Here is a 21,048-nt window from a genome sequence, read left to right as displayed (position 1 = left end):
GCACCCCGGCGGTGAGGTCATAGGGCTCATCAGGCGGCAGGTTCCTCGGTGGGCGGAGCGGGTGGCGTCAACGAAGCGATCGTGGCCGGAAACAGCGACAGGCGCAAGCCGACCAGCGCATGCAGCGCATCGCGCAGTTGCCGCGCCGAGGTCGCCGCGCTGCTGGGGGCGTTGGGCGTGCCGGCCGCATTGGGTGCGCCGGCAGCACCGGCAGCATCAGGCGCATTCGCCGCACCGGCCGCATTCGCCAGCCCCAGCGCGACGATTCGTGCGAGCGCCGCGTCGATGGCGGACATCAGGCTCTCGGGCACCTGCTGGCGTCCGCGGCGGGAGATGCAGGTTTCGAAGTGAGCGCGGATGCCGTCGAGTACGCCGTCGATGGCGGCGGGCGCCTCGCCGCCCAGCTTCGGCCGCAGGCGGCGCAGGTCGAGCGCGTTGAAGGCGATGCGCAGGTCGCGGAAACTTTCGATGGACGGATGGCGGTGGTCGTCGGTCGCGGCGAGGCGCGGGATCAGTTGCATCAGACGGTCGAGCATGCGCGCGGCGAGATTGCGCTGATCTTCGATCGGCTGCTTCGAGGCGCTCAGCGCCACGTCCGCCCAGCTCGAACGCATCAGCCGGCGCGCGGCGATCTCTGCGCCGAACGGCCGTGTCGCCTGGGTCCACAGGAAGGCGTACAGCAGGCCCGCGAGCCCCGCGAGATTACTGTTCAGGAAGACGAAGAAATCGGCGTCGTAGGCGTCCTGAATGCTGATGAAGGTCGCCGTGTTGACGGCCACCAGCATGGTGGCGAGATTGAACTGCGGCCGCGGAATCAGCGTGCCGACCAGAATGAACGGCCCCGCGAACAGGATCACCAGCATCGGGAAGTCGTGGACGTGCGGCAGCACGACGAACAGATAGAGCCCGGCCAGCGCGACACTGGCGGCGGTGGCCGTGAAGAACTTGAACACTTGCGGCGCGGGGTCGTCGAGCCCCGCGAAGAAGCAGCACGCCACCGCTGCCAGCGTGACCGCGCCGGCGCCGTCGTTCCAGCCCGAGCTGATCCAGAGCACGCACGCGAAGATGATGGCGCCGACCGCCGAGGCGGTCGAGAACAGCATGATGCCGCGATCGAAATAACGTTCCGTGCCGCCCAGCCGCCAGTGTCGAAAGCGCGGCTTCCAGGTGCCGTCTTCCGCCGTGATGAGGTGGCGCAGCGCGCGGCAGTCCTGCCAGACATCGATGAGTTGCGCGAGGCGCCACAAGGCATTCGAAAGCAGCGCGCCCTCCCACGTGGCGAGTGCCGCGGACGGCGGCTGCAACGCGGCGATGCGCCCGCGCAGGGCGTCGGCTTCGGGGTCGGGGCGCCGGCCCTGGCTGGCCGGGCGCAGCGGCATATTGAACCATTTGACGACGTCGGCGAGCAGCGGCTCGAGTCCGGCGGGACGCTCCCGCTGGCCGCCGAGCAGGGCCACCAGCGGATCGGCCAGCGACGACATGATGGGCAGCAGCAGTTGCATGCGGCCGCGCAGGTCGCGGGTGCGGTTCAGGATGTCGGGCCGGGTATGGTCGTAGGCGAGCTGGCTTAGCAGCAGCTCGAGGCCGTTGACGGTGGCGGCGAGCCGCTGGCGGCAGGCCGAGATCGAGGCGCCGGCGATGTGCCCGGAGAGCGTCTCGGTGGCATAGAACACGGCGTCGCGGAACCAGCCGTCGGTGCGTTCGACGATGGACGGCGCGAGCCGGTTCGGAAACACCGCGCCGCCGACGACACTGGCGCACACGATGCCGAGCAGGATCTCCTCGGTGCGGGTGATGGCGAGGTCGAAGACATTGGTCGGATTGAACACGGCCGGCAGCGCGATCAGCGGCATCGTATAGCCCGCGAGCATGAAGACGTAGCTGCGCGCCGTGCGGTCGGAGATGGCCAGATAGAGCAGGGTGCCGGTCCAGAGTGCGACGACCACGCTGAAGAGATACGGCGACTCGACGAAGGGCGGCACGAACAGAACCGCCGCCGAGGCGCCGAGGGCCGTGCCGAGCGCGCGATAGAGCGCCTTCGAACGGGTCGCGCCGACAAACGGATTCGACACGATGTAGACCGTTGCCATGGCCCAGTAGGGACGCGGCAGTTCGAACAGGAGCCCGAGGTAGAGGGCGAGCATCGCTGCCGCAAAGGTCTTGACGGAAAACAGCCAGTCGCGCAGTGAGGGGTAGACCATGGGGCGCTAGGCGGCGGCTGGCGTGGCGTCCGCGCGCCGCCATGCCCGGGCGAGTCCACGGGGGCTGCTGACGCCGGCGGGGTGGGCAGCGGGATTCGACATGGTTCGCATCGGCTCGGGTGAAGAGGGAGGCACCGGTAGTTTAAGCCCGGTTGTTATCCGGCGCGACCCCGAAAGCGGCGCGACCGTGAGACTTGCAGCAAGCTTGCATGATAAATGAGTCTGCCCCGATCGTGCGTCGAAACCAGCACACGCGGTCTTCTGGGCGGGCGAATCCGCGTGCCTCATATAGATCGAAGAATTCCTTTGTTCTCGCCGCCGCCTGCTTCTCTTATCGTTCACCCCGGTCATCAAAACAACACCTGATTACGGGAAATCATCCAATGAAGAAGCGCCTTTCTCTGCTGGCCATCCCCGCCGGCCTGGTCCTGTCCGCCGGCGCTCAGGCGCAAAGCAGCGTCACGCTGTACGGCATTGTCGACGCAGGTATCGCCTATGTGCATAACGCGCAGAGCAGCAACGGCCAAAACCAGTCCACCCTGGTCAAGTTCGCGAGCGGCAACATCTCCGGCAGCCGCTGGGGCCTCAAGGGCACGGAAGACCTGGGCGGCGGACTCGCGGCGATCTTCCAGTTGGAAAACGGCTTTAACCTCGGCACCGGCGCGCTCGGCCAGGGCAGTCGCGAGTTCGGCCGCAAGGCGGTGGTGGGCCTGACCGGCAACGCGTGGGGTACCGTCACGCTTGGCCGTCAATACGATCCGATCGTCGATCTGGTCCAGGGGCTGACCGAGGACAACTACTTCGGCGGTGTGTTCGGCACGCCGGGCGACCTCGACAACTACGACAACAGCTTGCGCGTCAGCAACTCGGTCAAGTACGTGAGCCCGATCTTCGGCGGCTTCCAGGTCGAAGCGCTGTATGGCCTCGGCGGTGTGGCCGGCTCGACCGGCAGCGGCCGCACCTGGAGTCTGGGCGCGGCCTATGCGAACGGGCCGCTGTCGCTCGGCGCCGGCTATTTCTACGCCAACGGCGGCAACACGCTGACCAACGGCTTGCGCACCTGGACCAGCAGCTCGGACAGCCTCTTCAACACGGTGATCAACTCGGGCTTCGCCAGCGCCAACTCGATCCAGATTGCCAAGGTGGGCGCGCAGTACGTGATCGGCGCCGCGACTATCGGCGCGGCGTACTCGAATACCCAGTACGGCAGCGATGCCTTCTCCGCGTTCCACGAGACGGCCAGGTTCAACAACGGCTCGGTGTTCTTCAACTATCAGTTCACGCCAGCCGTGCGGGCCGGCGTGGGCTACAACTACACGTCGCTGACGGGACCGTCGTCGGCGCACTATAACCAGGCCAACCTGGGCGCCGACTATGCCGTGTCCAAGCGCACCGACCTCTATGCGCTGTTCGGCTACCAGAAGGCGAGCGGCAAGACCTTGAACTCGAGCGGCGCAACGGTGAACGCGGACGCGTCGATCGGCGACTTCGGCGTGAACTCGGGTAGCAACTCCCAGGACGTGGCGGTGGTCGGGATCCGCCACAAGTTCTGAGGACGGGAGAGCGCAAGCGTCTGGATCAGCAGGACGGTTGCGGTTCCCGAGGGCTGAATGCCGATGCTGGATCCTGAGAGAGAACAGGGCCCACGGTGCAGACCGTAGGCCCTTTTTTCGTTGCGGGCGCGAGCGCGGCGGGCTGCATTGTCGGGCCAGGTCCATGTGCGCGTATGTGTTGCGCATGGCTGTGTCTCGCCCGCGCGCAGCCGGCGGTGGCGTACCGTAGACCGCTAGCCGCTTCGCAGACTACACTGCGGACCAGGTCGCACGGACGGTCCTCGCCGCCGGCGCATCGATCGACATCCGCATAGGCAATCAACAATGAGAAACAACACTGCCCAGGCTATCCGGTTGCGTGAGGCAACGCTGCTTCGCCGCGCGCTGCAATGGCTACGTACTCACGGGCTATGGCTCGTGATGGCGAGTGCGCCGCTGCCCGCGCTGGCGCAACAGGTGGCCGCGGTGCAACCGGCGTCGACCGGCGCCGCGGGTGTGACGGTGGCCGGTGCTTCGCTGCTGCCCGGTCTGGTGCGCGAGCATATTGGCTTGCCGGTCACCTTGCCGGACGGTGCGAAGCCCACGCTCGAAGCCCTGGTGGTGCGGCCGGATCGGCCGGGCCGCTGGCCGCTCGTGCTGATGACGCCGGGTACGCCGCGCAGCGGCGGCGCGGGCGTCGTGGACCGTGCGCCGGAACTGCTGCTGAACGCCGCGGTGGCGTTCGCGCAGCGCGGCTACGCGGCGGTGATCGTGTTGCGGCGCGGCTTTGGTCACTCGGATGGACCCTATGCGGAAGGCCTGGGTTCGTGTCGCAACGAGGACTATCCCGGCGCGGGCAAGGTCTCCGCCGACGACATTCTCGGCGCGCTGGAAACGTTGCATGCGCAACCTTGGGTGGACCCCGAGCGCGTGATCCTGCTCGGCAAGTCGACCGGCGGCTTTGCGGTGCTCGCGGCGGCCGCGCGCAATCCGCAGGGCGTGGTGGGGGTGCTGGATTTCGCCGGCGGCCGCGGTTCGCTGCGCCCCGACTACGTGTGTCAGGAGGACCGACTGGTTGCCGCCGTCGAGCAATACGGCACGACCGCAAAGATTCCGAGCCAGTGGGTGTGGTCGGAGAACGATCACTATTTCAGCCCTGAGCTGGCCCAGCAGATGCTGAGCGCTTACACGTCGCATGGTGCGCCGGCGCAGCTCGCGGTGCTGCCACCGTTTGGCGAGGACGGGCATGAACTGCTCTACGATGCGCCGGCGCAAGCCTGGTGGCCGGCGGCGGAGCCGTTCCTGAAGCGCCTGAATCTGCCGACCGCGGTGGTGGTCGATTTGCCTGCGCTGGCCGCTTTACCTGCGCCGGCGGGTTTGAATCCCGGCTGCCAGACGCGCTTCGATACGTACGGCGCGTCGCGCAATGAAGGCAAGGCCTTTGTGATTGCCGAAGGCGGTCACTGCTCGTCCGACGTGACCGAGCGTTCGGCGCAAGAGGCGGCGCAGCATGCGCTGGAGTACTGCAACGGGAAGTGGTCGGGGTGCAAGGTTTATGCGCAGGGGCAGGGGGTGGCGGAGTAGTGCGCCCACGTGAGGACGGGGGCATAGTCACGCAACCCCCGCCGGTCCGGCTAGCTCGCACTCAAGGAAAATCCGGCCGCGCCGGAAACTGCCGGTCGCTTTCCCACAGTCCTTGCAACTGGCGCGAAGCGGCTTGCCACTTGCCGTCTACGAAGCGGTAAGTCCGGTACGTGGTGACGAAGTTATTTCCATCCACGGCCGGCGCGCAGAAAACATCTTCGATCTCTTCGGTCGCCCCCGCGCCTGAACGCGGCGGCACGATTTTCCAGTCGGCCTTGCCGGTGCGTGCGAGGACAAGCGGAGCGGCCTCGCCTTGCGCCGATTCGTAGCGCGCGGGTTCGAGCCCGCTATGCGCCGGCACCAGCATCTCCGTGGCCGGCCCGCTGTACGAACCCATGGGCGCGGTTTCGTCGATGGTCAGGAACCATGCAGACGCAGGCAAGCCATGCAGCGGCGCAGCTTCGAGCGTGGCGAGCGGATAGTCGAGCTTTCGGCTGGCGAGCACCGTATCCGCTGCCGAGACGAGTTGCACTTGTGCGTTCAGCAGCGGGGCGTGACTCACGCCTTCGGGCAGCGCGTCGGCGCTTGCTGCGCTTTGCCACAGCGTCTTGTGCAACTCGGGCGTGATGCGTGCGTCTTCGAGAATCTCGAGGAACGTCCCGGCTCGATCGGCGGTCGGCAGGCGCTGCGCGACGCGATAGCCTTGTGCAAGTGCGATTGCGGGCGTTGTCGCGGCGGAGGCTGCGGTGGTGTGCAGCGCGGCTGGCGGTGGCGTTGGTGTAGCCGCTAGCGTTACCGGTTGCGCTGCCGCCGGAGTCGCTGCGTGCGGCGCGGCTGGCGTGACCACCTGAACCGAAGCTTGCATGACGCCGGCCGCAGCCGTCTGCGTACGATCCCCCGCAGCAGGCGCAAAATCGATGTTCGGGATAACGAACGTTTGATCCGTCTGCGCACCCGGAGCACGATAGGTCACCACCGAGGTATTTTTAAAGGCCTTTTGCACCGTCACCTTGATACCCGGCTTGATATCGATGCAACCGCCCGAGGCCGCGAGACTCTGCGTCTGAGGTTCCGGCGCCGCTGCATGGGTGCGGCTGTCGCCGCCCGGCAGCGTGAGCCGCGAGAGCGCATCGGCGGAGGTGCACATGACGCCCGGATGCATGGCGATCAGGTCGTCGGCCTGCGCGTGAGTCGAAAGTGCGCCAAGGCTCAACGCCAGCATGGCGAAACGTGTTTGCAGCATCTACCGTCCTCGAGATTCAATCCAGCCGCGGATTATAGAAAACCGTTGCCACCGCAACAAGCGAAAGCTCGACCATGAAGCTGCCGCGTTGCCGCTCCGGCGCAATTCAGTTGCAACCCGGTCGCCACTCAGTCACCACTCCCACCCCGTCCACCCGGCCCGCCGCACCCAGCCCCCGTGCTACGATGATTTGCCGAGCGTGATGGAGACCCGCATGAATCCGGAGACCGTAGCCAGGTTCGACCACGAATTTGCCCCCCGTATTGCCGCCACGCTCGCCGGCCTGTTCGACACCGGCGTCCACGCGGAAGTCTTGCCCTATCAGGGCCACGGCCACCCTACGCGGGTCAGGGTATGGGCCGAGCCCATCGAAGCGCTGCGTCACTATCCGCACGCGCTCAATCTGCACCTCACCTGGGACAGCGACGAAATCGAGCGCCTGATGGACGATGATGGCGAGACGCGCTTTTCGCGGTATCTGAACGCGCTGCCGCGCAAGCTCGACGCCTGGCACTTTGCGCGCGAACTGGATTTCCGCTCCCATACGCAGGCCGAAGCCGAAATGCTGTTGGGTGGCCTGGACTTCGAGGCCTAGCGGTAGCGGACGCTCCAACGCGCGCCGCAGCGGCATCAGTCAATTATTAAAAATGAATCCCGTTCAGTCGGGGCGAAAGGAAGCCGTAATAGGCGAGAGAGACGCAAGCAGCGCCGACACGTAGGCGCTTTTAGCGCACGTCGTGCAACGGAGGCGCTCAAGAACCCCGGTCGTCCGGGGCATTGCCGCGTGTGGGCCGCTTGCCGTCACTCATTCACCGCCTTCCGGACGGAGTCCTTCGCATGGGCATGCGCTCCATTGCAGTCAAACTGAGCCTCATTTTCGGCGCGGCGCTCGCGGCCACGATTCTCGCCATCACGCTGTTCGCCACGCTCAATGTCCGCCGCCAGGCGGTCGACAGTTTCAACGAGGCGAGCAACGGGCAGATTCGCCAGATCGACGCCAGCCTCAAAGACACGTTCAAGCGGATTCACGACAACGTCGTGTTTCTGTCCGATACGCCGCTGGTCCAGTCGGCCAATGAATCGGTGAGCAACTATCTGACCCATGGCGGCCAGATGACGCCCGACACCAACGGGGGTGTCGAGACCGATATCTTCCATCTGCTGCAGCGCTTCGGCGACAGCCATCCCGATCTGCAATACGTCTACATCGGGACGAAGTGGGGCGGCTATGTGCAGTGGCCGAAGGGCAAATTCACCAGCGATCACTACGATCCGCGCGAACGCCCGTGGTTCACCCAAGGCACCCAGGCCGCCGGCGAGGTGCGCCGCACGCCCGCTTACGCGAACTCGGGCGGCGACAAGAACGTCATCATCAGCTTCGTGCGCACCATTCAGGACAGCCAGGGCAAAGCGCTCGGTGTGCTCGGCATGGATATTTCGCTCGACGGCTTCGCGAAGATGATCGGCCAGGTGCGCTTCGGCGACACCGGCTATCTGATGGTGGTCGAAGACAGCGGCACGGTGCTGGTCGATCCGCGCGAGCCGTCGCATAACTTCGAGCCGCTCAAGGACCTCGGCGACGGCTATCGCGAACTCGCGGATATCGCGAACGGCGCGCAGTCGGTGGCTATCGACGGCACGCAATACGACGGCGTCATCTATACGTCGCCGGAGCTGGGCTGGAAATACATCGGCCTGATTCCGCACCGCGAGATGATGGCGTCGGCCAATCGCCTGAGCGCGATCCTGATTGCAGCGGGCCTGATTGCGCTTGCCGCCGCGCTGGCACTGACCACCGCACTCGGCCGCAAGCTGACCGCGCCGCTGCGCCAGGTATCGAACGGCATGCAGGACATCGCTTCGGGCGACGGCGATCTGACGCAACGTCTGCCGGTGACGAGCGACGACGAGGTCGGCGTGCTGGCCGCGCAATTCAATGCCTTCGTCGAGAAACTCAATGGCGTGCTGTTGAACATTCGCGCCAACAGCGAGACGCTGCGCGTCGCGACCGGCGAGATCTCGGCGGGCAACGCCGATCTGTCGGCCCGCACTGAACAGCAGGCCGCCGCACTCGAGGAAACCGCGGCCAGCATGGAAGAGCTGACCTCCGCCGTCAAACAGAATGCCGACAACGCGCGGCATGCCAGTTCGCTGGCGGCGAATGCGTCGGACGTGGCGCGCCGCAGCAGCGACGTGGTGGAGCGCGTCGTGGTGACGATGAGCGATATCAGCCAGAGCTCGAGCCGGATCGCGGATATCACCGGCATCATCGAAGGCATCGCGTTTCAGACCAATATTCTCGCGCTCAATGCGGCGGTCGAATCGGCGCGCGCCGGCGAGCATGGCCGCGGCTTCGCGGTGGTGGCGAGCGAAGTGCGCAGTCTCGCGCAACGCTCATCGAGCGCGGCCAAGGAGATCAAGGAACTGATCGGCGCGTCGGTCGGCAAGATCCATCAGGGCTCGGCGCTTGCCAGCGAAGCCGGACAGACCATGTCGGAAGTCACGCATGCCGTCGGCCAGGTGACGTCCATCATGGGCGAGATCGCGGCCGCATCCGACGAGCAGAGCCGGGGCATCGCCCAGGTCAATCTGGCTATCACGCAGATGGACGACGTCACGCAGCAAAACGCGGCGCTCGTCGAGGAGGCTGCGGCGGCGTCCCGTTCGCTGGAGGATCAGGGACGGCAACTGAACGAAACAATCGCCGCGTTCCGCCTGCGGGCGCGTGAGTGAATGGTACGGCTGACGCGGGCAGCGCCCACGCCAGCCGTCAACCGCATGGCGCCGTGGGGCGCCTAGAACCGCCCATTCGTATCGGTGCCCGGCGCGAACGACACGCCGCGCAGCACCTCGCCGAAGCCCGCACCGCGCAACGTGACGAACTTCTCGCCGGCGGCCGCGGCTGCGGTGGTGTTCTTCAGCAGATCGCGCGTGACCACCAGCCGGTTCGGATCCGCGCCGATGTCGCCGTCGCCGCTCACCGTCGACGTAATCGCCCACAGCGTCACCGTGCCGTCGCCTTCGACGCGGCCGGTCAGGCTGCGCAGCCCGTCGGTAGCCGGCGCCCAGGGCAGACCCGTGGCCGGATTCGAACCGGTCGGATAACCCGGCACCGTGTACTGCGTGCCGAGATTGAGACCGGCCTGCAGCGTATAGGCCAGTGTCCACTTCTTCGCCGTAGCGTTATAGATCCACTTCTGCAAACCGGCGCCCGTCTGCGCGGCGGCATGCGTGAAGAGATCGCTGCCGCCCGTGTAGCCGTCGCCTTCATCCGCGACGTAAAGCGTCGTGGCATTGGCGAACCACAGGCCGAACGGGTAGGCGAGCGTGGTGGCGCTCTTGTTGGGCGTCGACGGGAAGCCTGCCAGAATGCACATGTTGCTGGGCAGGCCGCTCGTTTGCAGTGTGGCGGCGGTGTAGGCGAGCGCGGTGGTGGGCAGCGTTGCATTCGCCGCGGGCACACCTGTACCTGACGGGCAGGCCGTCCCGGTGGTGTCGAGGAAGTACACGGTGTTGACGCCGTTGCTGCCGCTGCCCTTGGTGTAGTACAGGACGTTGTTGTAAATCGTGATGCCGCGGAAATTGTCGTCCTTGCCGATCTTGTCGGCCTTGGCGCCGAGTTCGGTGACCGAGAAGCTGCCGAGCGGCGTCGGCGTGCCGGGATTCTGCTGGGCCTCGGGCTGCTTCGACGGGTCCACGATCTGCGCGCCGGTGCCGACGATGATGCCGTTGGGTTGCGGATTCGCGCCATTGCCGGCGTTGCCGGTCGTGTAGAACACGCCGTCGTGACCGTTACCCGGGTTCAGAATCGCAGCGCGTCCGTTATCGCCGCTATAGGCGTTCGTTTCGGTGAAGCGGAAATGGCCCGCGCGGTCGACGAGTGCAATGCCGCGATAGAAGTTTTGCCCGTCCGGATTGGTCGGATCCACCACGCCCGGTGTGTTCGCATTCGAGACGTCGAGCGCATTGACCGGCGCAACGTAGCCGACGAAGCTCAGATACCGGCCATCGGTCGACAGGTGCAGGGCCAGTTCGGACTTCGAACTGAAGCTCGTCACGAGTTGGCCCTGCGCATTGCCCTGATGCAGGCTGTTTGGCACTTCCAATGAACTGACGATTGCACCCGAAGGCGTCAACTGATCCAGATAGATCCGCGAGGTGACGCCGAAATTGGCGTCGTACAGCACGTTGTTCCACACGTACGGATAGGTGCCGTCGTTCGTGGCGCCGGTGGCTGCGCTGCAGCCGCCCGTCGTGTTGGCGCAGTTCGGCGGCAGGATCGTGCCCGGCTGGACGTTGCCCGACAGATTGTCGTAGACGCTGCGACTCACCACCAGCAAGCCTGGAAAGAACGGGCTTTCACCTTCGAAAGGAAACTGCTGTGCGTAGGCGCTCACGCTTGCGGCAAACAGGGTCAAGGCAAGCAGCGGGGTGCGTGCCTTGAGCGCGGCACGGGCAGTCAGACGGGACGTGAGGGGCGAATTGAAACGGGAAGGCGCGCAAGCACCGGTGGCGGTTTGCATCTGTAGTCTCCGTACGGCATTTGGGGGAATAGTTGTGACGGACTTGCAGGACAACCGCGCTACCGTAGCAGCGCTTCATGAAGGATTATTGACGTGCCGCTTTCACTTTCGTCAGGCAGAGGCGCCCAGGCGGAAGAAGCTGACGCTCTGCACCAGGCCTGAGGCTTTGCTCTGCACCGCATCGGCGGCCGCCGCGGCCTGTTCGACCAGCGCCGCGTTGCTCTGTGTGACCTGGTCCATCTGGTTGACCGCGTCGTTCACTTCGGCGATACCGGTGGCCTGATCGACCGTGGCGGTGGCAATCGCCTCGACAATGCGCGTGACGCTGCCCGCGCTTTCCACCACGCCATCCATCGTATGGCTCGCGCGCTGGATCAGTTGCGTGCCGGCGTCGATGGTCGCCACCGACTCGCGGATCAACGCCTTGACCTCGCGGGCCGCGTCCGCCGAGCGCTGCGCGAGACTGCGCACTTCGCTGGCGACCACCGCGAAGCTGCGTCCCTGGGTGCCGGCGCGAGCGGCCTCGACGGCCGCGTTGAGCGCGAGGATGTTGGTCTGCGCGGCAATCGCTTCGACCACCGCGATGATGTCGACGATGCGCTTCGACGCCGCGTTGATCTGCTCCATCGTACGCACGGCATCGCTCATTACGACGCCGCCGTCGCGCGCCGCCTGCGCCGCGGTTTGCGCGAGTGCGGTCGCATTGCGGGCGTGGGCGGCGTTCGTTTGCACGGAATCGGTGAAGTGCTGCATCGAAGCCGCGGTTTCTTCGAGCGACGCGGCTTGCTGTTCGGTGCGCGCGGACAGATCGAGATTGCCCGCTGCGATCTGCTGGGTGGCGGAGGAAATCGTAGTGGCGCCTTCGCGGATTTCGCTGACGATATGACGCAAGCGATGATTCATATCGTTCAAGGCAACCAGCAACTGACCGGTTTCGTCCGTGCCCGTCACTTCGACGTCGGCGCGCAGATCGCCGGCGGCGACCGCTTGCGTCACCCCGACCGCCTGGCGGACCGGCCCGGTGATGCTGCGGCTCAGGAAGCCGATCGCCGCCACGCCGAGCATCAGTGCACCCAGCACGACCACCAGCAGCAGCGTGCAGGCGAGGCGATAGGCGTCTTCGGAGGTCTGCTGGATGCGCTCGTCCGAAGCCTGCGCCTGTTGCATGACGGAGGCGACGATCGCATCGATCGCGGCAGTCGGGGGACGGTCGATACCTTTGACGAGGGCGTCGACGGTGTGCGGGCTGTTTGCGTCGGCGACATCGAAATGCCTGAGCGCATCGAGGTAGCTGGTTTGCAGCGAGGCGTGCGTTGCGATGGCATTGTCGACGCCGTCGAGGTTGACACCCAGCGCGCTCAACTGACTTCTGAGCTGTTGCAACGCTGCGGTGGTCTTGTCGCTTTGCGCGACGAAAGCCTGCTGGTGGGTGGCGAGCGCCGCGGCATCGCTGCTGCGCAACAGCAGGTCTTTCCATTCCTGGACCTGCTTCTTGAATTCGACCTGGGCGACACGCGCGGTGTCGGCCGCACGGCTGTACTGCTCGAGCGTCTGGGCCGACTCGATCTGCAGCGCGTGAGTCTTCGACAGCGCGTGCCATCCTTCCAGACCGACGACCATCGTTGCCGCCAGCAGCACAGCCCCAAGCAGCGCCAGCTTGGCGGCGATTTTCATATTTCGATAAAACGACACACCGACTCCTGATACGTGATGCGGATCGCCGCCTCGCGCCCACGCTTGTGACATCGGCGCGGCGGCTGGAGCCGCAGAAACCCCGGCCGGACTTTAAGGCACGGTGCGGTGCGCCGCAAGTCCGGAAAGACCATAATGATAATTAGACCTGCTGAGGGTATGAAACCCTCGAATCAATCGAGCCGGAACTGGGTGACGGCCGTCGCGAGACTGACGGCTTGCGATTGCAGCGCGGCGGCCGCGGCCGTGGATTGCTCCACCAGCGCCGCGTTCTGCTGCACCATTTCGTCAAGCTGGGACACCGCGCGATTGACTTCCTGAATGCCGCGCGTCTGTTCGGTGGCGGCCTGGGTGATTTCGGAAATGATCGTCGTCACGTTCGACACGTTGCTGACGATCTCCGTCATCGTTTCACCCGCGTGGCGCACCTGGTTCGAACCGGAGGCGACGCTCGAGACTGTCGACTCGATCAATCCCTTGATTTCCTTGGCGGCTTGCGCGCTGCGCTGCGCGAGGCTGCGCACTTCGCCGGCCACCACCGCGAAGCCGCGGCCCTGTTCGCCGGCGCGGGCCGCTTCGACCGCCGCGTTGAGCGCGAGGATATTGGTCTGGAAGGCAATGCCGTCGATCACGCCGATGATGTCGGCGATCTTCACCGAGGCGCTTTCGATTTCCCGCATCGTGGTGATCACTTCGGAGATCACGACGCCGCCGCGCGAGGCGACGAGCGAAGCCGATGCGGCAGTGTCGTCGGCCTGTTTGGCGGAGCTGGCCGACTGGCCGACCGTCGCCGTGATTTCCTCCATCGACGCCGCGGTTTGCTGCAGGCTCGCGGCGGCGGATTCGGTGCGGCCCGACAGGTCGACGTTGCCGGCGGCAATCTCGTTGGCGGCCACCCGCACCGACTCGCTGGCGTCGCGAATCTGCCGCATCACGCGGCTCAGCTTGTCGATGAAGCTGTTGAACGAACGCGCGATCTGCGCGACTTCATCCTCGCCGATGGCGGGCAGGCGCTGGGTCAGATCGCCTTCGCCGGAGCCGATTGCATCCATCGCATCGCGCACCTGCGAGAGGCGCCGGAACGACACGGCGGTCACCGCCGCCACGATCGCCGCGGCGATGCCGGCAATCACGATCAGCGCAATGATCGAGGTGGTCAGCAGCGAACGCATGCCGGCGGTCGCTTCGGCTTTGTCGAGCGCGACGATCGCGATCCAGTCGGTGCCGGCAATCGGTTGCGCGCGCAGCAGTTTGGTGCTGCCGCCAATCTCGACCGGCAGCGGATGATCGAGCGTCGTCAGCGTCGCCAGTTTGTCGGCGGTGAGATCCGGCGCGAGATCGGTGACGGGCTTCAGGATCAGCTTCGCGTCGGGGTGCGCGACGATCTGGCCGCTGCTGTTCACCAGCATGCCGAAGCTCGAGGGTGTCGGATGAATCGCCTTGATGTTGGCGATCACGCTGCCCATTTCGACGGTGCCCGCCACCACGCCCTTCACGACGCCGTCGCGAATCATCGGCGAGACGAAGGACACCACCAGACGACCGTTGGCGATGGACACGTAAGGTTGCGACACGGTCGGCTTGCCTGCTGCCAGCGCCTGCTTGTACCAGGGGCGGACGGTCGGATCGTAGTCGGACGGGATGCCGGTCGGGTCCTCGAACTTCGATGTCTTGTCGGCGTAACCGGCGTAGACGTTAGCGAAGTTTCCGGCGCTGGCCATCAGCTTGAACGTCGGTATCGGATCGGGCTGTAGCGCGGGACCCTGCAACGAGTCAATCATCTGACTATTGGTGGCAACCCATTGGTTGATGCCGGCCACGTGACCGCTCTCGACGGCTGTGAGGCTGTCGTCGATCGAAGCGGTGTTGTATCCGTTGGCAACGAAGTAGTTGAGCCCCGTATTGGCGGCGAGCGCTACGACAACGATGGCGACGCACAGGGCGACAATACGCGCGCGAATGGATGAGAACATGGTGGGCGTCTTTCGGTGGTGAGCAGGAGTCGATAAGGCGACACGCCTCGCCCGGGTATACGGCGGCGCTGGAGTGGACTTGAGGCGGGCGTGTGAGCGAGGGTGCTTTCCGCGCGTTACAGAACGCATTTGAGTGCCTGTAACAAGGCACTTCAGGCGTTGGACGGCGCGCGGGACATTTTTGCCGCGAGCGGACCGGTATTCAATGCGTGCCTAAGAACACGCGTTGTATTTGTCTGGAGATATCGCGCCGTTTCGCTCTTACATGACGGCCGAATGGAGATGGTGCGGATGTTCGAGCGTCTCCGCGATGATGCGCAGCGCCTCTTCGCATTCTTCGCGATTCTTCGAACCGCCGAGGCACACACGCAATGCGTTGGGCGGATTGCCGTCGGTGGAGAAGGCGGCGCTGGCGACCGCGGCGATTCCCTGGTTGCGCAACTGCAGCGCCAGTTCGGACGAACTCCAGCCGCCGACGCCCGAGATAGGCAGCCACAGATGAAAGCCTTCCGGGTGCGCGTCGTAAGCGCCGTCGCCGAGTACGCGCGCGGCAATCGCCTGACGCGCCTTCGACTCGCTGCGAATCGCGTTGAGCATCTCCTGCGCCGTGCCGTCGTTGACCCACTGGGTGGCGAGCGAGACCGTAAACGGACTCGCCATCACCGTCGTCGCACGCAGGGCGCCCGCGAGGCGCTGTGTTTGGCGCGCGGTTGGCGCCTGCAGATAGGCGACCCGCAAGCCGGCGCCGAAACTCTTCGACAAGCCGGTGACGTAGTAGGTCAGCTCCGGTGCGAAGCTCGCCAGCGCATCCGGCGCTTGCAGCGGCAGCATCGCGTAGGCGTCGTCTTCGATGATGGGCACGTTGTAGCGCAGCGCGACATCCGCGAGCGCTTCGCGCCGCTTGTGCGTGAGCGTCAAGGTGCTCGGATTCTGCAGCGTGGGATTGCAATAGAACGCGCTCGGCTTGTCGGTCTTGCAGAGCGCTTCGAAGGCATGGGCAAGCGGCCCTTCGTCGTCGCGCGCGAGCGCCTGCAAGCGCACACCGAGTTGCGCGGCAATCGCCTTGATGCCGGGATAGGCGAGCGTGTCGAGGCAGATCATCGCTCCCGGCCGTGCCAGTTGCGAGACCAGCGCGACGAGTGCGCTATGAATGCCGGGGCAGACCAGCACGTTGTCCGCCGAACAGTTGGGCAAGCGGCGCTTGAGCCATTCGGCGCCGGCTGCCTTGTCCGCGGGCGTGCCGCCGAAGTCCTGGTAGCGCAACAACTGGTAGGGATCGCTCGCCGCCATCAAACGCGCCGCGGACTCGCGCAGACGCGCCGCGTACTCGGCCGGCTCAGGCGGCGTATTCATGGTCATTTCGATGCTGCTGCCGCCCGACAGCGGTAGCGTCGCCGTGCGCCCGCGCACGAAAGTCCCGCTGCCGGCCCGCGAATCGAGCAGGCCGCGCTTCTTCGCCTCCGCATAGGCCCGCGCCACCGTGGTGTAGTTGAGCGCCAGTTCGTCGGCCAGATCGCGCAGACCCGGCAGGCGGTCGCGCGGCCGCAGGCGTCCGGTGGCGAGGTCTTCTTCGATCAGATCGGGAATCGCCAGGTAAGCGGGTTTGCGGATTTCGGCGAGGCGTTTGATCCAGTGATGTGTCGGGCTACTCATCGTTTTTGCGCAAATGAATGACGGTTAAAAAGCCTCGCCGATGCCTCGCTTGGCCTTCGAAAAGTGATCGCCTGCAATGATCGGATTGATCGTATCTGGTGAATGACTGCACCGGCCCTGCGCATGCGCACCAGCAAGATCGCACCCGGCTGGTGCGATCAAGGCCCGCAAGGCCGCATTCCCTGATGGCGTGGGCTATACGCAACCTTCGGGCCAAAAAAATTTTCGCGGCGCTTAACGAATGATCGTCTGTTTGATTGGAAAGTGATCGCATGGGCGGCGTCGTCGAGTGGCACGGGCGTTGCGTTAGTGGGAGCGGCGCAGAAGTCATGCAGCGCTACCGGATACCACGCGACATCCCTGTTCACGCAAACCACTTTGGAGAGTGCCATGCCAGCCGTCAACAAACCGCTGCATCAGAAGGGCGATTACCTCGTCGACTACGAAGAGAAGGTCTTCGAGGACGTGAAGGCCGAGCCGGGCGAAAAGGCGCTCGTCACGTTTCATACGGTGGCGTTCGAAGGCTCGATCGGTTTCGTCAATCTGTTGCAGGCCACGCGCCTGCAACGCAAAGGTTTCGAGACCTCAGTACTCCTGTACGGTCCGGGTGTCACGCTCGGCTTGCAGCGCGGCTTTCCGACGCTCGGCGATGAAGCGTTTCCCGGCCATCTGAACTTCAACAAGCAGTTGCTGAAGTTCATGGAGGAGGGCGGCAAGGTGTATGCCTGCCGCTTCGCGCTGCAGGCGCTGTATGGCCACGGCGAAGCCTCGCTGATCGAAGGCATTCGCCCGATCAGTCCGCTCGACGTGCTGGATATTCAGCTTCTGCATCGCAAGGACAACGCACTGATCATCCACACCTGGACGGTCTGAGCACAGGCGGCCCCCACCATGTCTGAAAAACGCATTGTTCGTGCCGCCGCGGTCCAGATCTCACCGGACTTCGAGCGCAGCGACGGCACCCTCGACAAGGTCTGCGAAGCCATCGATCAGGCCGCACGCGAAGGCGTGCAACTGATCGTGTTTCCCGAGACCTTCGTGCCGTATTACCCGTACTTTTCGTTCGTGCGTCCGCCGGTGGCCTCCGGCGCCGATCATATGCGGCTCTACGACGAGGCGGTGGTGGTGCCCGGTCCGGTGACGCAGGCCGTGGCCGAACGCGCGCGCCTGCATCGCATGGTGGTCGTGCTCGGGGTCAACGAGCGCGATTACGGCAGCCTGTACAACACGCAACTGATTTTCGACGTGGACGGCCAGTTGCTGCTCAAGCGCCGCAAGATAACACCGACTTTCCACGAACGGATGATCTGGGGGCAAGGCGACGCGGCGGGGCTGAAGGTCGTGCAGACCGCGGTCGCGCGGGTCGGCGCGCTGGCCTGCTGGGAGCACTACAACCCGCTCGCGCGCTATGCCCTGATGACGCAGCACGAGGAGATTCACTGCAGCCAGTTTCCGGGTTCGCTGGTAGGGCCGATCTTCGCGGAGCAGATCGAAGTCACGATCCGTCATCACGCGCTGGAGTCCGGCTGCTTCGTTGTCAATGCAACCGGTTGGCTGACCGAAGCGCAGATCGCCTCGGTGACCGGCGACACGAATCTGCAGAAGGCGCTGCGCGGCGGCTGCAATACGGCAATCGTCTCGCCTGAAGGCCAGCATCTGGCCGCGCCGCTGCGCGAAGGCGAGGGCATGGTGATCGCGGATCTGGACATGGCGCTGATCACGAAACGCAAACGCATGATGGATTCGGTCGGCCACTACGCGCGGCCGGAACTGCTGAGTCTTGCGATCAACGAACGGCCGGCTACGACGGTGTCGCCGATGCCGCCGTGGGGCGCTTCGGCTTCTGCCGCTGCCTCTGTCTTTGACACACCTCCAACCGGCGACGCCGGTCCCGATTTCAACTCAACCGTGGGATGCCGCGATGAACGCCAACGAGACCTTGCCGGCCGCTAGCCGGCAATTGATGACGGAGTTGCAGTCGGTGGGCTTGCGGCTTGCCGATCCGGGTACCGGCGTCGCCAGCCGCCGCGGCGGTGCGGGACCGTCGGACCACAAGGCCGTGACGGTGGACGGCGTGACCATCATGGTGCCGGTGCATACCAACACGGCGTGGCACTCGCCGTTCGTCGCCGCGCCGGCGGATGCGGGCGGCGTGAGTGCGCTGCTGCGCGGCACGATCCCGATTGCCAATATCAGCTTTCCGAAGGCGCCGCGTTTTTACGGCATGCAGACGCTCGACGGCGTGCCGTACTCGCATATCGCCACGCTGCACAGTGCGGATGTGCTGGCGACGACGGTGCTGCAGACCTGCATCCGCTACGAGAGCCGCCGCAAGACCTGCAAGTTCTGCGCAATCGGCCAGTCTCTCGCGGCAGGCCGCACGATTGCGCGCAAGACGCCCGAGCAGCTTGCCGAAGTGGCGCGCGCGGCGGTGCTGCTCGACGGCGTCAAGCATATGGTGCTGACGACCGGCACGCCGCCCACCAGCGACCGCGGTGCGCAGATCCTCTGCGAAAGCGCGTTTGCAATCCGCGCCGCCGTCGATCTGCCGATCCAGGCGCAGTGTGAACCGCCCGACGACGACCGCTGGTTCGCACGCATGAAAGCCAGCGGCATCGATACGCTCGGCATGCATCTCGAAGTGGTCACGCCGGCCTTGCGCGAACGCATCATGCCGGGCAAGTCGAGCGTGCCGCTGTCACGTTATCTGGCGGCGTTCAAGGCGGCGGTGGCGGTGTTCGGACGCGGCCAGGTCAGCACCTATATTCTCGCGGGACTGGGCGACAGCGCCGAAGCGATCTTGAGCATGTCCCGCGAACTGATCGAACTCGGCGTGTATCCGTTCGTGGTGCCGTTCGTGCCGATCAGCGGCACACCGCTCGAAGATCATCCGGCGCCGACGCCCGACTTCATGAAGTCGGTGCTGCAGCCGCTCGGTGCGATGCTCTCGGCAGCAAGTCTGCGTTCGAGCGACATCAAGGCCGGTTGCGGCAAGTGCGGCGCGTGTTCATCGTTGTCTTCGTACGAGGTGTGATCATGTTTGGCGAAGCGATCGCAGGGGTATCGGACGCGCTCGATGTCACACCGGCGTTATATACGCCGACCGAGTACCGCATCAAATGGACCACGCTACCGTGGGAAGCTGAGGAGGCCTACAAGCTGCGGCGCGCGGTGTTCTGCATCGAGCAGGGCATTTTCGTCGGCGACGACCGCGACGAAATCGACGAGCGTGCCCAGCAACTGGTCGCGGTGAGCTGTCTTGCCGGCATCCCCGAGCAGGTGGTGGGCACGGTGCGCATCCATCAGGAAGCGCCGGGCGTGTGGTACGGCTCGCGGCTGGCGGTGCACGCCGCGTTTCGGCGCCACGGCAAGATTGGCGCGACGCTGATCCGCCTCGCGGTGACGAGCGCGCATGCGCTTGGCTGCGAGACGTTTCTCGCGCACGTGCAGAGCCAGAATGTGCCGCTATTTCAAGCGCTGCATTGGGATGCCCTCGAACAGGAGATGGTGCATGGCCGCTCGCATCATTTGATGCAGGCGCAGCTCGGACACTATCCACCATGCACGGCGCCGCGCAGCGGCTTCGTCACGCAGGCGCGGAGCGGGTCATGAGTGTGGCGGATCTGGTCGCGGACCTGCGCGAGAGTCGTGGCTTCCGGCACAAGACGGATATTGCCGGGGTGGTGGCGTCGCTGGCGCGGCGCATGCCTCGTGGCGCGAGCGATCTCGGCCAGGCTGTCGCGTTAGGCGACGACTGCGCCGCGCTGGCGGACGGCGACGGCTACCTGCTGTTTGCCATCGAAGGCATGGTGAGCGATTTCGTGCAGGCGATGCCGTGGTTCGCGGGCTATAGCAGCGTGATGGTCAACGTCAGCGATATCTACGCGATGGGTGGCCGCCCGCTCGCCGTGGTGGATGCGTTATGGAGCGACGGTGTCGACGCGGCGCATGAGGTGCTGGCGGGGATGGCGGCGGCATCGGTGGCGTACGGCGTGCCGATTGTCGGCGGACACACCAACGCACGCAGCGATCGGGCGCAGTTGGCGGTATCGATCCTCGGACGCGCCCAGGCGCTGTTGTCGAGCTTCAACGCGCGACCCGGCGATCGCCTGCTGATGGCGGTCGATCTGCGTGGCCGTTTCGAAGAACCCTATCCGTTCTGGAATGCGTCGGTCGGCGCGCCGGCTGAACGTCTGCGCGGCGACCTGGAGTTGTTGCCGCAGTTGGCGGAAAACGGCCTGTGCGACGCCGCCAAGGACATCAGCATGGCGGGCACCCTCGGGACTGCGTTGATGTTGCTCGAATGCTCGCAGGTGGGCGCGCGAATCGACCTCGACACCATCCCCAAGCCCGCCGAGGTGCCGCTGGTGCGCTGGATCACGGCATTTCCGAGCTTTGGTTATCTGCTGGCAGTGCGCGAGGAACACGTCGAACGCGTGCAGGCGCTATTCGCGTCGCGTTCGCTCACCTGCGCGGCGATCGGCACGGTGGATGCGTCATGCGAAGTGGTCGTGCACCGCGGCGAGGAAGCGGCCGTGTTATGGGACTTCGGCGGCGAACCGTTTATCGTCCCCGCAGAGCAGGTGCTGCGATGAACAAGGATGCATTGCGGATCGCGTTGCTCACGCATTCGGTCGACCCGCGCGG

The 21,048-nt window shown here is 65.3% G+C and carries 15 protein-coding genes; 9 read left to right on the top strand and 6 right to left on the bottom strand.

From position 1 onward, the window contains the following. Window positions 1-29 precede the first annotated feature (29 nt). Window positions 30-2,201, bottom strand: coding sequence for an FUSC family protein (locus BUS12_RS24880; protein ID WP_074300100.1), 2,172 nt, complete (start codon window positions 2,199-2,201; stop codon window positions 30-32). Between the two features lie 383 nt (window positions 2,202-2,584). On the opposite strand from BUS12_RS24880, the gene BUS12_RS24875 reads away from it, so the two are divergent. Then, window positions 2,585-3,754, top strand: a complete 1,170-nt coding sequence (locus BUS12_RS24875; protein WP_074300099.1) for a porin — start codon at window positions 2,585-2,587, stop codon at window positions 3,752-3,754. A 324-nt stretch (window positions 3,755-4,078) separates the two neighbouring features. Beyond that, window positions 4,079-5,317, top strand: coding sequence for an alpha/beta hydrolase family protein (locus tag BUS12_RS24870; protein ID WP_083640610.1), 1,239 nt, complete (start codon window positions 4,079-4,081; stop codon window positions 5,315-5,317). Window positions 5,318-5,378: 61 nt separating this feature from the next. On the opposite strand, the gene BUS12_RS39140 is transcribed toward BUS12_RS24870, so the two are convergent. Then, window positions 5,379-6,560 (bottom strand): hypothetical protein, encoded by a 1,182-nt coding sequence (locus BUS12_RS39140; protein ID WP_216352735.1) that lies wholly within the window; start codon window positions 6,558-6,560, stop codon window positions 5,379-5,381. A gap of 214 nt (window positions 6,561-6,774) precedes the next feature. Between BUS12_RS39140 and BUS12_RS24860 the strand changes: the two genes are divergently transcribed. Next, entirely contained in the window at window positions 6,775-7,155 is a 381-nt protein-coding gene (locus tag BUS12_RS24860; protein ID WP_074300098.1) for a DUF5594 family protein, read from the top strand. A gap of 242 nt (window positions 7,156-7,397) precedes the next feature. Next, window positions 7,398-9,293, top strand: a complete 1,896-nt coding sequence (locus BUS12_RS24855) for a methyl-accepting chemotaxis protein (RefSeq protein ID WP_083640609.1) — start codon at window positions 7,398-7,400, stop codon at window positions 9,291-9,293. Window positions 9,294-9,355: 62 nt separating this feature from the next. Here BUS12_RS24855 and BUS12_RS24850 read toward each other — a convergent pair whose 3' ends face one another. From BUS12_RS24850 to BUS12_RS24835, 4 genes are all read right to left on the bottom strand, one after another. Beyond that, window positions 9,356-11,083 carry a hypothetical protein gene (locus tag BUS12_RS24850; protein ID WP_253190206.1) on the bottom strand — a complete coding sequence of 576 codons (1,728 nt, stop codon included), beginning with the start codon at window positions 11,081-11,083 and terminating at the stop codon, window positions 9,356-9,358. Window positions 11,084-11,194: 111 nt separating this feature from the next. Next, the gene (locus tag BUS12_RS24845) at window positions 11,195-12,775 is read right to left on the bottom strand and encodes a methyl-accepting chemotaxis protein (protein WP_074300097.1); all 1,581 of its coding nucleotides are present in this window, start codon (window positions 12,773-12,775) and stop codon (window positions 11,195-11,197) included. Window positions 12,776-12,948: 173 nt separating this feature from the next. Then, window positions 12,949-14,748: a methyl-accepting chemotaxis protein gene (locus BUS12_RS24840; RefSeq protein ID WP_074300096.1), complete on the bottom strand. Its 1,800-nt coding sequence runs from the start codon at window positions 14,746-14,748 to the stop codon at window positions 12,949-12,951. Between the two features lie 261 nt (window positions 14,749-15,009). Then, window positions 15,010-16,401 carry an aminotransferase-like domain-containing protein gene (locus BUS12_RS24835; RefSeq protein WP_074300095.1) on the bottom strand — a complete coding sequence of 464 codons (1,392 nt, stop codon included), beginning with the start codon at window positions 16,399-16,401 and terminating at the stop codon, window positions 15,010-15,012. 390 nt (window positions 16,402-16,791) lie between these two features. Between BUS12_RS24835 and BUS12_RS24830 the strand changes: the two genes are divergently transcribed. Genes BUS12_RS24830 through BUS12_RS24810 form a run of 5 tightly spaced genes read left to right on the top strand, consistent with a single transcriptional unit; the run spans window position 16,792 to window position 20,996 of the window. Further along, on the top strand, window positions 16,792-17,274 hold the full coding sequence (locus tag BUS12_RS24830) for an MSMEG_0572/Sll0783 family nitrogen starvation response protein (protein WP_074300094.1): 483 nt from the start codon (window positions 16,792-16,794) through the stop codon (window positions 17,272-17,274). An 18-nt stretch (window positions 17,275-17,292) separates the two neighbouring features. Then, complete coding sequence (locus tag BUS12_RS24825; RefSeq protein WP_074300093.1) at window positions 17,293-18,354, top strand: Nit6803 family nitrilase; 1,062 nt, start codon at window positions 17,293-17,295, stop codon at window positions 18,352-18,354. A 10-nt stretch (window positions 18,355-18,364) separates the two neighbouring features. Continuing rightward, window positions 18,365-19,435, top strand: coding sequence for an MSMEG_0568 family radical SAM protein (locus BUS12_RS24820; RefSeq protein ID WP_074300092.1), 1,071 nt, complete (start codon window positions 18,365-18,367; stop codon window positions 19,433-19,435). 2 nt (window positions 19,436-19,437) lie between these two features. Beyond that, entirely contained in the window at window positions 19,438-20,013 is a 576-nt protein-coding gene (locus tag BUS12_RS24815) for an MSMEG_0567/Sll0786 family nitrogen starvation N-acetyltransferase (protein WP_074300091.1), read from the top strand. After that, complete coding sequence (locus tag BUS12_RS24810) at window positions 20,010-20,996, top strand: sll0787 family AIR synthase-like protein (RefSeq protein WP_074301688.1); 987 nt, start codon at window positions 20,010-20,012, stop codon at window positions 20,994-20,996. Before BUS12_RS24815 ends, BUS12_RS24810 begins: the two co-directional genes overlap by 4 nt. The last annotated feature ends 52 nt before the right edge of the window (window positions 20,997-21,048 follow it).

Source organism: Paraburkholderia phenazinium, from assembly GCF_900142845.1.
In the GTDB taxonomy this organism is placed as follows: Bacteria; Pseudomonadota; Gammaproteobacteria; order Burkholderiales; family Burkholderiaceae; genus Paraburkholderia; species Paraburkholderia phenazinium_A.
The sequence above is the reverse complement of the archived record's forward strand: the minus strand, read 5'-3'. Positions and strand labels throughout refer to the sequence as shown.

Bases quoted from the DNA above. Each gene is read 5' to 3' on its own strand.
- BUS12_RS24880 (WP_074300100.1), bottom strand. From the start codon at position 2,201: ATGGTCTACCCCTCACTGCGCGACTGGCTGTTTTCCGTCAAGACCTTT.
- BUS12_RS39140 (WP_216352735.1), bottom strand. From the start codon at position 6,560: ATGCTGCAAACACGTTTCGCCATGCTGGCGTTGAGCCTTGGCGCACTT.
- BUS12_RS24850 (WP_253190206.1), bottom strand. From the start codon at position 11,083: ATGCAAACCGCCACCGGTGCTTGCGCGCCTTCCCGTTTCAATTCGCCC.
- BUS12_RS24860 (WP_074300098.1), top strand. From the start codon at position 6,775: ATGAATCCGGAGACCGTAGCCAGGTTCGACCACGAATTTGCCCCCCGT.
- BUS12_RS24855 (WP_083640609.1), top strand. From the start codon at position 7,398: ATGGGCATGCGCTCCATTGCAGTCAAACTGAGCCTCATTTTCGGCGCG.
- BUS12_RS24820 (WP_074300092.1), top strand. From the start codon at position 18,365: ATGACGGAGTTGCAGTCGGTGGGCTTGCGGCTTGCCGATCCGGGTACC.
- BUS12_RS24830 (WP_074300094.1), top strand. From the start codon at position 16,792: ATGCCAGCCGTCAACAAACCGCTGCATCAGAAGGGCGATTACCTCGTC.
- BUS12_RS24815 (WP_074300091.1), top strand. From the start codon at position 19,438: ATGTTTGGCGAAGCGATCGCAGGGGTATCGGACGCGCTCGATGTCACA.
- BUS12_RS24840 (WP_074300096.1), bottom strand. From the start codon at position 14,748: ATGTTCTCATCCATTCGCGCGCGTATTGTCGCCCTGTGCGTCGCCATC.
- BUS12_RS24810 (WP_074301688.1), top strand. From the start codon at position 20,010: ATGAGTGTGGCGGATCTGGTCGCGGACCTGCGCGAGAGTCGTGGCTTC.
- BUS12_RS24835 (WP_074300095.1), bottom strand. From the start codon at position 16,401: ATGAGTAGCCCGACACATCACTGGATCAAACGCCTCGCCGAAATCCGC.
- BUS12_RS24870 (WP_083640610.1), top strand. From the start codon at position 4,079: ATGAGAAACAACACTGCCCAGGCTATCCGGTTGCGTGAGGCAACGCTG.
- BUS12_RS24875 (WP_074300099.1), top strand. From the start codon at position 2,585: ATGAAGAAGCGCCTTTCTCTGCTGGCCATCCCCGCCGGCCTGGTCCTG.
- BUS12_RS24825 (WP_074300093.1), top strand. From the start codon at position 17,293: ATGTCTGAAAAACGCATTGTTCGTGCCGCCGCGGTCCAGATCTCACCG.